Here is a 12290-nt window from a genome sequence, read left to right as displayed (position 1 = left end):
CTGTTCCGGAGTCTGGAGGATTTGGAGCAGGTGATCAACGCGCATCTGCGTCTGGTGCGCAAGCGCACCGATCTGCTGCGGGGGTTCATCGAGTCGGTCGGCTTGGAACCCTCACCGTTTCCGTCAACCGCATAATCAAAGATCAGTAGTGTAGAGCGGAAAGGCGAGAAAGGGCAGGCTTTTCCACAGCGGACCTCTCGCCTGTGGAAATGCGGGCGAACCTGGCCACCGGGTTGCCCCGGCGGCTGTTGTAGACAGCCCCGGGGCGCGGCCTCCGGCCCCGATCCATCGGTGAGACACCGGCACACGAGGAGAGACATATGCAGGCCACAGCGCCCGCCCCGGCCCTGCCCCGGCGCATTCCCTTCCCCGACCCCGCCAGGACCGGCCTGCTGTGCGGCAGCGACCCCCGGCACGTCGCCATCGCGCGGCGGTGGATCTCCCAGTCCTCCCAGAGCGGGCCCTCGGTGTCCTCGGCCTTGGTCTCGGCGCTGAGCGAACTGCACACCAACTGCCTCCGCCACACCCTTTCCGGAAAGCCCGGGGGCACCGTCCGTATCGTCCTCGAACGCCAGGAATTCGTGCACATCCTCTACGTCACCGACAACGGCCCCGACACCTCCGAGCCCTTCGGCGTCCCCATCGCCCTTCCGGCCACCCCCGACGGCGAACTCCCCGCCGTGGGCGGGCACGGGCTGCGGCTGCTCGAATCCCTCTCCCTCTACTGGGACTGGATGGGTGACGCCGGGGGCCCGCTCACCGTGCGCGCGGTGTTCAGCCGCGCCGCCGACTACCGGATCCGCCGCCCTCGATGATGTGGACTCACCGCGTGTCGGCGCTCTCCTCGGTGAGGAGGGCGATCATCCGCTCCACCACACGCAGCTGCGCGGGGTTGTGCAACTGCACCGCCGCCTCGGCCATCGTCTCCTCGGCCTTCCGCGCGCCCCGCGGTGAGTCCGCCACCGGGTCCTTCACCCGCGGATGCCTCTCGTACACGCCGCGGACGACCGGCAGCAGACGCGCGGCCAGGCGTTCCACGGCGGCGTCGTCCGCGTCCGGGGACAGGGCCTCGAACTCCTCGTCCACCGTTCCCGTTTCGCCGAGCAGGGCGCGGAACTCCTCCGCGGACTCCTCGCTGAGCACGGTCGAGTAGACCATCAGCAGTGACCGCTGCCTGTCCGAAAGACCAGGGGAGACCGGGGCGAATCCGGGCGGCACGTACGCCGACGCACCGTGCCGCAGGATGACGGCCAGCTCCGCCCGAACACGGTTGAGCCGGTCCACCGTCGCCGCAAGCTCCGCGTCGAGCACGCGGATCGCCTCGTCCGGCTCCTCGTCCGCGCGCCCCATCGCCGCGATCTCCGACAGCGGGACGCCCAGATCGCTCAACCGTTTGATCTGGAGCAGCCGGACCAGATGGGCGACCTCGTACTGCTTGTACCCGTTCGACCTTCGTTCGGGCAGGTCCAGCAGGCCGACCTGGTGGTAGTACCGCACGGCCTTCACCGTCGTTCCGGCCAGCTCGGCGAGCTGCGGAGTGCTCCACGCCATGTGCCCCTCCTTCCGCGCCGGTCGCATCCAGTCCACACCCTGCCCCCGGGGCAGGGTCAAGGGTGTTCGGCCGGGCTTGACCCTGCCCCGAGGGCAGGCGTTCCAGTGGTGGCGGACCCACGAACCACCGACCACGGAGCAGGACACCATGCGCCACCTTCGCACGCCCTTCCGGATCATCCGCGAGAACCTTCGCGCCTACCTCGTCATGAACGCCGTCGTGTACGGCGCCCTCCTCCTCGGCATCGGGGCCGGGCTGCTCTTCCCCGACCTGTACGCCGCACAGCACGCCGCCCTGGAGGAGGCCGGTACGGCGGAGCAGATCAGGCCGCTGCTCGCGACCCCCTGGCTGTTCGCCCTGGTCATCCTCGCCAACAACGTGCTGCGGGCCTCCCTGCTGTCGATCCTGCTGCCCTCGATGGTCGTCCCCTTCTCCGGCATCGCCCTCTTCGCGTACACCACGTTCACCATCGGCGTGATCGTGGCCCCGGTGGACGGGGCCGCGGCGCGGACGCTGGTCCCGCACTCGGTGACGCTCCTCGTCGAGTTCCAGGCCTACGTCCTGCTCATGCTCGCCGCCTACCTCCTGGGCCGGGCCTGGCTGCGCCCCCGGGCGGTCGGCGCCGACACCCGCCGCCGGGGGTACGTCCACGGGTTGAAGCAGGTCGGATGGCTGAGCCTGCCCGCCCTGGCGCTGCTCGTCGTCGGCGCCGTCTACGAGGCGCTCTCGGTCCTCCACCTCATGTGAGGCCCGCGAAACGGCCTCGGGCACAATCGGGGCATGCTGAACATCGGATCGGTCGTGCTGGGCGTCTCCGACGTGCCCCGCGCCACCGCCTTCTGGACCGCGGCCCTCGACTACGTCCCCCGCGACCCCGGCACCGACCGCTGGGTCGTCCTGGTCCCCGCCCGGGGCCCCGGCGTGCAGGTGGCGCTCGGCCTGAGCGACGTCCCCCTCCAGGAGCACCCCCGGGTCCACCTGGACCTCTACGCGAAGGACGCCGCCGACCAGGCCGCCGAGGTGGACCGGCTGGTGGCCCTGGGCGCCGAGCGGGTCGACTGGGACCTGTACCCCGAGGACCCCGACTTCGTCGTCCTCGCCGACACCGAGGGCAACCGCTTCTGCGTCATCGACGCCAGCCGTTCCTGACCGGTCCGTTCCCGAGCGACCCGCCCGTTTTCACCCTCCGTGTCCTCGATACGATGCCCCTGTCGCTCGACGCCGAACAACGAGTGATCCCGTCATGGGACCACTCCCGGGTCGTCGCGGCGGGGGCACGGCGCGAGAGGGGACCATGACCGGACCGGCGGAACCTCCCGAACGCACACGCCGGCTCTGGGCCCTGCTGGGCAGCGTGGTCCTCACCCACACCGCCCTCAACCTCACCCGCCCCCTCATCTCCTACCGCACCATCGCCGTCGGCGGCGACGCCGTCGAGGTCGGCCTCATCACCGCCGCCTACGCCCTCCTGCCCCTGGTCATCGCCGTCCCGCTGGGCCGGGCCACCGACCGCTCGGCGCGCATCGCCTGGATCGTCGGCCTGGGCTCGCTCGTCCTCGCTGCGGGCGGCCTGCTGCTGTCCCTGGTCGACGGGCTGGCGGGACTCGCCCTGGCCAGCACCGTCGTCGGCGTCGGACACCTGCTGTGCATGGTCGCCGGGCAGGGCCTCATCGCCCGCCACTCGCGCCCGGAGCACCTGGACCGCGACTTCGGCTGGTTCACCGCCGCCGCCTCCCTGGGCCAGCTCGCCGGGCCGCTGATCTCCGGCGCGATCCTCGCCGACGCCTCCGGCGCCGCCCTGCTCGCGTCCACCTCCACCGCCCTGGTCGTCGCCGGCGCCGTCGCCGCCCTGGGCGCGCTGCCCCTGCTGCCGCTGCTGCGGCTGCGCCCGGTCCGGCGCACCGCCGAGCAGAAGGCCGCGCCGCCGGTGCCCACCCTGGACCTGCTGCGCCGCCGCCGGATGCCCTCCGCGCTGCTGACCAGCCTGGCGCTGCTGTCGGCGGTGGACATCCTCACCGCCTACCTGCCCCTCATCGCCGAGAGCCGGGGCATCCCGCCGGTGCTCGTCGGCGTCCTGCTCAGCCTGCGCGCGGGCTCCTCCCTGCTGTCCCGCCTGACCCTGCCGTGGATGCTGCGCCGCTGGTCGCGCACCACCCTCATCGTCGCCAGCACCGCCGTCGCCGGACTGTCGCTGACCCTGGTGGCCCTGCCGCTGGGCGGGTTCGCGGTCCTGGCCCTGGTGCTGGGCCTGGGCGGGTTCCTGCTCGGCCTGGGCCAGCCGCTCACCATGGCCGAGGTGACCACCCTGGCCCCCGAGGGCGCCCGCGGCTCCGCCCTGGCCCTGCGCATCTGGGGCAACCGGCTGGGCCAGGTCGCCATCCCCGCCGCGGCGTCCGCCGTCGCCGGGGCGGTGGGCGCCCCCGGGGCCCTGCTGTTCTCCGCCGCCGTCCTCCTCACGGCCGCCGCCACCGCCCGCTGACCCGGATCTGTCGGACCCGCCCGCCAGGATGGCCGCGCACCCACCACCGAGGAGGAGACCCATGGCCGACAACGATGAGCACGTTCACCTGGCGGAGATGGACGGGGACGGTTACTTCCCGGCCCACCTGGTGGAGAAGGGCCGGGGGATCCTGCGCGCCCTCGACGCCCGCATCGCCGCACAGCGCCCCGCCGACCTGGCCGCGCTCTATGTGCTCACCCACGCGGCCACCGAGGAGTTCAACGCCCTGGACGAGGAGTTCTGGGCCGAGGGCAGCGAGATCGAGACCGTCGCCCGCGACGCGATCGGGACGGCCTTCTTCCACATCGCTCAGGCGCACGGCTTCACCGACGCCGACGCCGAGGAACTGATCGCCCCCCGCGAGTGGTGACACGCGAAAGGGGGCCGCGCCCGCGCGGCCCCCAGGAGAAGAGAGGTGTACCCGTTACGCCTTGATCGAGGTCTGCTCGCGCCGGGTGTCGTGGCCGACCGCGATCTTGCGGGCCTTGGACTGCTCGGACACCGGGATCCGCAGGGTGAGCACGCCCTCGGCGTAGTTCGCGGTGATCCGGTCGGTGTCCAGGGTGTCCCCGAGGAAGACCTGGCGGGTGAACGTGCCGCTCGGCCGCTCGCTGACGATCGGCTCCAGGTCGTCGCGGCGCAGGCCGGGGCGCTCCGCCTTGACGGTGAGCACGTTGCGCTCGACCTCCAGGTCGATGCTCTCGGGGGAGACACCCGGCAGGTCGAAGTGGGCCACGAAGTCGTCGCCCTCGCGGTAGGCGTCCATCTGCATGGTCGCGGGGCGGCCGTTCTCCAGCAGACGCTGGGTGATCCGGTCGAACTCCCGGAACGGGTCGGTGCGCATCAGCATCGCTCCTCACCTCCAAGTACCTTCGACATCAGTGTCGATGACTTGATGCGAACACACTCAACTTTATTGATCACTTCGGGCTTGTCAAGTCCTCGGGCATGAGAAGGCGAGCGGGAACGATGCCGGGCCCCGCCGGGTCTGGCGCGACCTCGCGGGGCCCGGGGCCACAGGGCGGAACCCCAGGGGTGTTCGGGGACCAGCGGAGCCGGGCGCGAGGTCGTGGCCGGGGGCATCGAACGGGTGGTCCCCGACATCGCCGCCATCGGCCTCACCCCCTTCACGATCGCCCCATGGCGGGCGGCCGCCCGCCCAGGCCGTCGGCCGCCTCGAAGAGCGCGACCTCCTTTCCCGCGGCGGTCAGTTCCCGGGCGGCCGCGCAGCCCGCCACTCCGCCGCCGACAGCGGCGACCCCCTTGTGCTCCGGCATGCGTCGGGCCTGCGGAAAAGAAGGGGAAGGGCGGAGATCTCCTCCCCCCTTCCCCTTTTATTTTTCACCGGCGCTCCGATGAACGGCAGGACATCGCCGTCAGCCCTCCTTCGGCTGCTCCTCGCGCTGTTCCTCCTCGGTCTCCTCGGGAACGTCGCGAAGGAACAGGAAGGTGATCACGGCGACGGCGAGCACGATGGCCACGCCCGTGTAGCCCACCACGGACAGCCCCGCCATGAAGGCCCGCCGCGCGGCGTCCAGGACCTCCGCCGCCAGGGACGGCTCCAGGTCCTCGGCCGCCGCCACCGCGCCGGGCAGGCTGTCGCGGACCGCGTCGGCCTCCCCGGCGGGGACCCCGGAGGGCACGGAGCCGGCCATCAGGAAGCGGTAGACGGCGGCCCCCAGCGCGCCCAGGGTGGCGATGCCCAGCGCCATGCCGATCTCGCTGCACGTCTCGGACATGGACGAGGCCGAACCGCTCTTCTCCCTGGGCGCGGACGCGATGACCAGGTCGATGACCAGCACCATCAGCGGGCTCAGCCCGAAGGTGACGAGCATGCCGCCCACCACGGCCGGCACCGGGCCCGCCTCCACCCCGCTCAGGGTGAACACGACCAGGCCCGCGGCCGCCACCAGCAGGCCCAGGGCGATCGTGGTGGCCGCCCTGAGGCGCGCCGCTACCATGGGGGCGAGCATCGCACCGGCGATGTTGGCCACCGCGTAGGGGACCATCCACAGCCCGGCGGCGGCCGGGGACAGGTCCAGCACCAGCTGGAGGTACTGGGCGAAGAGCAGGACGAACGCGCCCAGGACCACCGTGCCCAGCAGCAGCCCGCCCAGGCCCACCGTGAACGGCGGCAGCCGGAACAGGGCCAGGTCCATCAGCGGGCTCTCCAGCCTGCGCTGGCGCCGCACGAACAGCCGGCCGAAGACGCCGCCGACGACGAACAGGGCGACCACGACCGGGTCCCAGCCGTAGGCCGCGGCCTCCTTGATCGCGTAGACGACGGGCAGGACGGCCGCCAGGGACAGGACGACACTGACCAGGTCCAGCCGCCCGGGGGCGGGGTCGCGGAACTCCGGGAGCAGGATCGGGGCGGCGATCAGCAGCACCGCCATCACCGGCACGCCCATCAGGAACACCGAACCCCACCAGAACCACTGGAGCAGGACGCCGCCGACCATCGGCCCGATGGCGCCGCCCGCGGAGAAGCAGCTCAGCCACACCGCGACGGCCACACCCCGCTGCTCGGGGTCGTGGAACATGTTGGTGATCAGGGACAGGGTGGAGGGCATCAGCGTGGCGCCCGCCACGCCCAGGAGGGCGCGGGCCGCGATGAGCGTCTCGGCGCTGGTCGCGTAGGCCGCCAGCAGGGAGGCCGCGCCGAAGGCCACGGCACCGACCATGAGCAGCCGGCGCCGCCCGATCCGGTCCCCCAGGGTGCCCATCGTGATGAGGAACCCGGCGATCATGAAGCCGTAGATGTCCAGGATCCACAGCTGCTGCGCGCTGGTCGGGGCCAGGTCCGCGGCCAGGTGCGGCAGCGCCAGGTGCAGGACCGTGAAGTCCAGGGCGAGCAGAACGGTCGGCAGCGCCAGGACGGCCAGGCCGAGCCATTCGCGCGCCCCCGCCCTCGGGGCGGGAGCGGCGGTCGTTTCGTCGGGGGACATGGGTGGTGTCCGTCCTTCCAGGGTCGGTGTGCCGTGACACGGGCACGACTCGACCGCCACCATCGCCCGCCGGGGTTCCGGAAAGGCTCCGGTCCCGCCCCGGAACACCTCCGTGGACTACGGTGATCCCATGCGCTTCGGGATTCTCGGTCCGCTGGAGGTGTGGGGCGGCGACGGAGAGGCGGTCCGCGTCCCCGAGGCCAAGGTGCGCGTGCTGCTGGCCGCGCTCCTGCTGGAGGAGGGGCGGCCGGTCACCGCCGACACCCTCATCGACGACCTGTGGGGCGAACACCTGCCCGCCCACCCCGCCCGCGTCCTGCGCGCCAAGCTCTCCCGGCTGCGGGGCGTCCTGGAGGAGGCCGAGCCCGGGGCCCGCGACCGGGTCCTGCGCACCTCCGGGGGCTACCGGCTCCGGGTGGAGCCCGACGAGGTCGACTCCACCCGCTTCCGCGCCCTGGTCGAACGGGCCCGGGGGGCCGGCGACCGGCGCGCGGCGGCGGTCGCGCTCAACGACGGGCTGGCCCTGTGGCGCGGGGACGCCCTCGCGGGCCTCACCGACGTCCCCCGGCTGGCCCGGGCCGCGCTCCGGCTGGACGAGGAGCGCCTGTCGGCGTTCGAGGAGCACGCCTGCGCCCGGCTCGACCTGGGCGAACACCACCTCTGGGTGGAGGAGCTCGGCGAGCTGGCCGCCCTGCACCCGCTCCGCGAGCGCCTGTGCTGCGCCCACATGCGGGCGCTGTACCGCTCCGGCCGCCAGGCCGAGGCCCTGGGCGCCTTCGACCGGCTGCGCCGCCTCCTCAGGGAGGAGCTGGGAACCTCGCCCGGCCCCGAGGCCACCGCGCTGCACACCCGCATCCTGCGCCAGGACACCACGCTGGACCCGGTGGACCCCGGCCCGCTCCGGGCGGCCCTGCGCCCGCGCACCAACCTCCCCGCCCCGGTGGACGACACCATCGGCCGCGAGGACGACGTCGCGCGGGTCCGCGCCCTCCAGGAGCGCGCCCGCCTGGTCACCCTCACCGGTCCGGGCGGTGTGGGCAAGACCCGGCTGTCCCTGGAGGTGGCCGCGGCGTCGGCCGGCCGCCACCCCGACGGCGTGTGGTTCGTGGAACTGGGCAGCCTTCCGCCCGAACGCGGGCGGGGCCCGGCCGCGGCGGCCCGGGTCGCAGAGGCGGTCGCCTCCGTCACCGGCGCCCGCGACCTGGTCCAGGCGCTCAGCGCCACCCGCACCCTCCTGGTCCTGGACAACTGCGAGCACGTCATCGAGTCGGTGGCCGCCCTGGCCCGGGAGCTGCTGCGCGCCGCCCCGCGGCTGAGCCTGCTGGCGACCGGCCGCGAACCCCTGGGGATCGACGGCGAGCACCTGTACGAGGTCCGCCCGCTCGGCTTCCCCGACCCCGCCGACCCCGCCCGCCGCGCCGACCCGCGGTCCTTCCCCGCCGTGCGCCTGTTCGCCTCGCGCGCCGCGGCGGGAGCCCCCGGCTTCACCCTGGGGGACGACACGGCCCCCGTCGTGGCCTCGATCTGCCGCCGCCTCGACGGCCTGCCGCTGGCCCTGGAACTGGCCGCCAACCGGGTGCGCTCCCTGGGGGTGCGCCGCCTCGCCGACGGCCTGGACGACCGCTTCCGGCTGCTGGCGGTGGGCAGCCGGGGCGCCCCGGGCCGCCAGCGCACCCTGCGCGCCGTCATCGACTGGAGCTGGGACCTGCTCGACGCCTCCGAGCGGACCGTCCTGGCCCGCCTGTCCGTGCACGCCGAGGGCTGCACCCCCGAGGGCGCCGAGGCCGTGGTGGGCGGCGACGGCATCGACACCGGCGAGGTCGTGGACATCCTGGCCCGCCTGGTGGACCGGTCCCTGGCCATCGCGGTCGAGGGGCCCGACGGCATCCGCTACCGGCTGCTGGAGACCATCGCCGCCTACGCCCGGGAGCACCTGGAGGCGACCGGCGGGGCCGACGCGGTACGCCTGCGCCACCTGCGCCACCTGGCGTCGCTCGCCGCCGCCGCGGACCCCCACCTGCGCGGCCGCCACCAGCACCTGTGGCTGCGCCGCCTGGACGAGGAGAACGCCGACCTGCGCGCGGCCGAGGACACCGCAGCCCGCCTCGGGGACGCCGACACCGCCCTGCGGCTGGCCCTGGACCTGGTCTGGTACCGCTACCTGCGCGGCCGCCCCGGCGAGGCGCACCGCTCCCTGGCCCGGGCGCTGGAATCACCCGGCGGCGCCCCCGCCCCGCGCGCCCTCGCGGAGGCCTGGCGGGTGGGCATGGCCCTGATGGTCAACGAGCCCGAGGACCCCGTGGCCCTGGTGCGGTCCGCCCTGGCGGGCCGGGCCGACGCCGTCCCCGAACGCGAGTGGGCCCGGGTCGAGTGGTTCCTGGGCACCGCGCTGCTGGACTTCGGAGAACTCCAGGTGAGCGGCGACCTCGTCGAGCGCTCCCTCGCCGTGTTCCGCCGCGAGGGCGACCGCTGGGGGACCGCCGCCGCCCTGTGCACCCGCGCCTGGCTGCTCAAGGCCCGCGGCCGGATGGCCGGGTTCGAGTCCGACGGAAGGCGCTCACTGGAGCTCTTCGGTGAGATCGGCGACCGCTGGGGCCGGTTGCAGGCCATGCCGGTGCTGGGCAGCCGCGCCGAGATCGACGGCGACTACACGGAGGCGGCCCGGCTGCACCGGGAGGGGCTGCGCCTGGCCGAGGAGCTGGGGCTGTGGTCGGAGGTGTCCTACCGGCTCTCGGAGCTGGGGCGCAACGCCCTGCTGCGCGGCGAGTACCGCCGGGCCGAGGACTTCCACGAACGGGCCCGCGGACTGGCGGTGGAACAGGGCGACCGGTTCGGTGAGCGCTTCGCCGAGTTCGGCCTGGGCCTGGGCGCGCGCCGCGAGGGTGACCTCGACCGGGCCGAACGCCACCTGTCGGGCTGGCTGGAGCGCGTCCGGGGGATCAACGCGCCGGCGGCCGAGGCGACAGTGCTCGCCGAACTCGGCTTCGTCGCCGAGCAGCGCGGCGACGCCGGCACCGCCCTGCGCCTGCACCACGAGGGGCTGACCGCCGCGCTCACCACCGGCAGCCCCCGCAAGACCGCCCTGGCGCTGGAGGGGGCGGCCGGAGCCTGGGCGCTGGCGGGGCTGCCGCTGCGGGCCGCCCGCCTGCTGGGCGCGGCCTCGGCCGCGCGGGCCTCGGTGAGCACCCCGCTGCCGCCCGCCGAACGCTGGGACGTGGAGCGGGTGCGGGAGGCGGCGGTGGCGGCCCTGGGCGAGGAGGCGTTCGCCCGGGGGTGGGAGCGCGGCGCGCGGGAGCCGCTGGAGGCGGTGGTCGACCGCGCCCGCACCTGGTACGCGCGGCGCGGCGCCCCCGCCGCCGTTCAGGCCGTGCTGTGATCCGGCCCCACCCGGCCGAACTCGTACTCGCCGCGGCCCTGGTGGACACGGCCCTGGACGGCCGGTGACACCAGGGGGCGGGGCCCGTGCGGTCCCCGCCCCCTGTTCTCCCGCGGTCGGTTCCCCCGCGGTCAGACCAGCGCGTGCCGGGCCGCCAGGGCCGCGTCGTACCGCTCCCACACGATCCGCGCCAGCTCCGGCGCGGCGCCCAGCGCCTCCGACACCGCGGTCGCCCCCGCCGCCACCGCCTGCTCGCGGACCCGGTCGGCGAAGAACCCCGGGGCCAGCAGGTAGGTGGACACCGCCACCCGCCGCGCCCCCCGGGCGAACGCCGCGGCGACCGCCTCGGCCGGGGTGGGCCGCGCCGCCGACGCGAACGCCGCCACCGCCTCCCGCCACGGACCGCGCGCCGCCAGCTCGGCGGCCACGGACTCCACCGTCGCGTTGGCCCCCGGATCGCTCGACCCCGCCGAGGCCACCACCAGCGCGGTCTCGGGGTCGGCGGTCGCACCCGCCTCGGCCAGCCGCCGCTCGGCCGCCGCCACCAGGCCCGCGTGCGGGCCCAGCGTGTCGGCGTAACGCACCCGCACCCACGGCTCGGCCTCGCGCGCCCGCTCCAGCACCCGCGGCAGGTCCACCTTGCTGTGGTAGGCCGCCGTCAGCAGCGCGGGCAGCACCACGGCCTCACCCGCCCCCTCGGCGGCCAGCGCCGCGAGGGCGTCCTGCGCCGACGGCGCCGTGTGGTCCAGGTAGGACACCCGCACGTCGGCCCCCGGCCGCAGCGCCCGCACCCGCGCGAACAGCGCCTCCACGGCCGCCGCCGACCGCGGGTCGCGGCTGCCGTGCGCCACCGCCAGCAGCGGCACGCCCGGTGCGCCCGGTGTGCTCGACCCCGCCGGACGCCACCCCGGTGTCCGGCGTCGGGCTTCGCTCATCCTCGCCGCCTTCCCGGGATCACAGGTGGATCCCGCACTCGGTCTTGCCGCTGCCCGCCCACCGGCCGCTGCGCGGGTCCTCGCCCGGCGCCACCCGGCGGGTGCACGGCTCGCAGCCGATGGAGGGGTACCCGTCGTACTGGAGCGGGTTGATGATCACCCCGTTCTCCTCGATGTAGGCGTCCACCTCCTCCTGGCTCCACCGCGCGATCGGGTTGACCTTGGTCATCCGCTTGCGCCGGTCCCACTGCACGATCGGGGTGTCGCGCCGGGTCGCCGAGTCGCCCCGGCGCAGCCCGGTCAGCCAGGCGCTGTAGGGCGCCAGCGCCCTCTGCAACGGTTCCACCTTGCGCAGGTGGCAGCAGATGCCCGGGTCGCGCCCGTGCAGCCGCGGGCCCAGCGCCAGGTCCTGCTCGGCCACCGTGCGGGTCGGCTCGACGTTGATCAGGGTGATGTCGTAGATCGAGGCCACGGCGTCGCGGGTGCCGATGGTCTCGGGGAAGTGGTAACCCGTGTCCAGGAAGACCACGTCGATGCCGGGGACCACCTTGGACGCCAGGTCGACCATGAGGGCGTCGGCCATGGACGAGGTCATGCACAGGCCGTCGCCGAACGTCTCGGCGGCCCACGCGATGATCTCTTGGGCGGTGGCCTCCTCCAGCTCGCGCGATGCGCGCTCGGCGAGCTCGGGACCGCCCACGGGGGTGATGGTGGCGTTCATTCCTGCCCTTCCGTCGGTCTGGGAGGTGCGTCGGCGAACGAGGCGGACCGCAGGCCCACGTACTTGACGCGGAACACGCGGGCGCAGGACAGGCAGGCCCACGGGTAGCCCTCGCCCTTGACGGCGGCGCCCTCCTCGGGCACCAGGTCCTCGTCACCGCAGTAGGGGCAGTAGTAGGGCGCGGCCCTCTCGGACACGGCGCACCTCCTCGAATCGGGGATGTCGCGGATGGTGATGTCGCGGATGGTGGGGAGGGGC

The 12290-nt window shown here is 74.3% G+C and carries 13 protein-coding genes; 6 read left to right on the top strand and 7 right to left on the bottom strand.

The window, feature by feature from the left end:
• Window positions 1–320: 320 nt before the first annotated feature.
• Complete coding sequence (locus ACJOT3_RS25345; RefSeq protein WP_406975609.1) at window positions 321–815, top strand: ATP-binding protein; 495 nt, start codon at window positions 321–323, stop codon at window positions 813–815.
• Window positions 816–822: 7 nt separating this feature from the next.
• Here ACJOT3_RS25345 and ACJOT3_RS25340 read toward each other — a convergent pair whose 3' ends face one another.
• The gene (locus tag ACJOT3_RS25340; RefSeq protein WP_406975608.1) at window positions 823–1551 is read right to left on the bottom strand and encodes a helix-turn-helix domain-containing protein; all 729 of its coding nucleotides are present in this window, start codon (window positions 1549–1551) and stop codon (window positions 823–825) included.
• Window positions 1552–1627: 76 nt separating this feature from the next.
• On the opposite strand from ACJOT3_RS25340, the gene ACJOT3_RS25335 reads away from it, so the two are divergent.
• From ACJOT3_RS25335 to ACJOT3_RS25320, 4 genes are all read left to right on the top strand, one after another.
• On the top strand, window positions 1628–2299 hold the full coding sequence (locus tag ACJOT3_RS25335; protein ID WP_406975607.1) for a stage II sporulation protein M: 672 nt from the start codon (window positions 1628–1630) through the stop codon (window positions 2297–2299).
• 33 nt (window positions 2300–2332) lie between these two features.
• Entirely contained in the window at window positions 2333–2701 is a 369-nt protein-coding gene (locus ACJOT3_RS25330) for a VOC family protein (protein WP_406975606.1), read from the top strand.
• Between the two features lie 145 nt (window positions 2702–2846).
• Window positions 2847–4031 carry an MFS transporter gene (locus ACJOT3_RS25325; protein WP_406975605.1) on the top strand — a complete coding sequence of 395 codons (1185 nt, stop codon included), beginning with the start codon at window positions 2847–2849 and terminating at the stop codon, window positions 4029–4031.
• Between the two features lie 61 nt (window positions 4032–4092).
• Window positions 4093–4422 carry a DUF5713 family protein gene (locus ACJOT3_RS25320; protein ID WP_406975604.1) on the top strand — a complete coding sequence of 110 codons (330 nt, stop codon included), beginning with the start codon at window positions 4093–4095 and terminating at the stop codon, window positions 4420–4422.
• 54 nt (window positions 4423–4476) lie between these two features.
• Here the strand turns inward: ACJOT3_RS25320 and ACJOT3_RS25315 are convergent, their stop codons facing one another.
• From ACJOT3_RS25315 to ACJOT3_RS25305, 3 genes are all read right to left on the bottom strand, one after another.
• Window positions 4477–4902, bottom strand: a complete 426-nt coding sequence (locus ACJOT3_RS25315; RefSeq protein WP_406975603.1) for an Hsp20/alpha crystallin family protein — start codon at window positions 4900–4902, stop codon at window positions 4477–4479.
• A 277-nt stretch (window positions 4903–5179) separates the two neighbouring features.
• A complete protein-coding gene (locus tag ACJOT3_RS25310) occupies window positions 5180–5329 on the bottom strand; it encodes an FAD-dependent oxidoreductase (protein WP_406975602.1) in 150 nt (49 codons plus the stop codon).
• Between the two features lie 99 nt (window positions 5330–5428).
• Window positions 5429–7000, bottom strand: a complete 1572-nt coding sequence (locus ACJOT3_RS25305; RefSeq protein ID WP_406975601.1) for an MFS transporter — start codon at window positions 6998–7000, stop codon at window positions 5429–5431.
• A 130-nt stretch (window positions 7001–7130) separates the two neighbouring features.
• Between ACJOT3_RS25305 and ACJOT3_RS25300 the strand changes: the two genes are divergently transcribed.
• The gene (locus ACJOT3_RS25300) at window positions 7131–10376 is read left to right on the top strand and encodes an ATP-binding protein (RefSeq protein WP_406975600.1); all 3246 of its coding nucleotides are present in this window, start codon (window positions 7131–7133) and stop codon (window positions 10374–10376) included.
• A gap of 131 nt (window positions 10377–10507) precedes the next feature.
• Here ACJOT3_RS25300 and ACJOT3_RS25295 read toward each other — a convergent pair whose 3' ends face one another.
• From ACJOT3_RS25295 to ACJOT3_RS25285, 3 genes are read right to left on the bottom strand one after another with little or no spacing between them, the layout of a single operon-like run.
• Window positions 10508–11311: a sirohydrochlorin chelatase gene (locus ACJOT3_RS25295; RefSeq protein WP_406975599.1), complete on the bottom strand. Its 804-nt coding sequence runs from the start codon at window positions 11309–11311 to the stop codon at window positions 10508–10510.
• 19 nt (window positions 11312–11330) lie between these two features.
• On the bottom strand, window positions 11331–12032 hold the full coding sequence (locus tag ACJOT3_RS25290; RefSeq protein ID WP_406975598.1) for a phosphoadenylyl-sulfate reductase: 702 nt from the start codon (window positions 12030–12032) through the stop codon (window positions 11331–11333).
• On the bottom strand, window positions 12029–12229 hold the full coding sequence (locus ACJOT3_RS25285; RefSeq protein ID WP_406975610.1) for a hypothetical protein: 201 nt from the start codon (window positions 12227–12229) through the stop codon (window positions 12029–12031). The genes ACJOT3_RS25290 and ACJOT3_RS25285 overlap by 4 nt, the downstream gene beginning before the upstream one ends.
• Window positions 12230–12290 lie beyond the last annotated feature (61 nt).

The organism is Nocardiopsis protaetiae (assembly GCF_045446735.1).
Classification (GTDB): Bacteria; Actinomycetota; Actinomycetes; order Streptosporangiales; family Streptosporangiaceae; genus Nocardiopsis; species Nocardiopsis protaetiae.
Note: the sequence above shows the minus strand (reverse complement) of the source record. Positions and strands in the feature narration are given on the sequence as shown.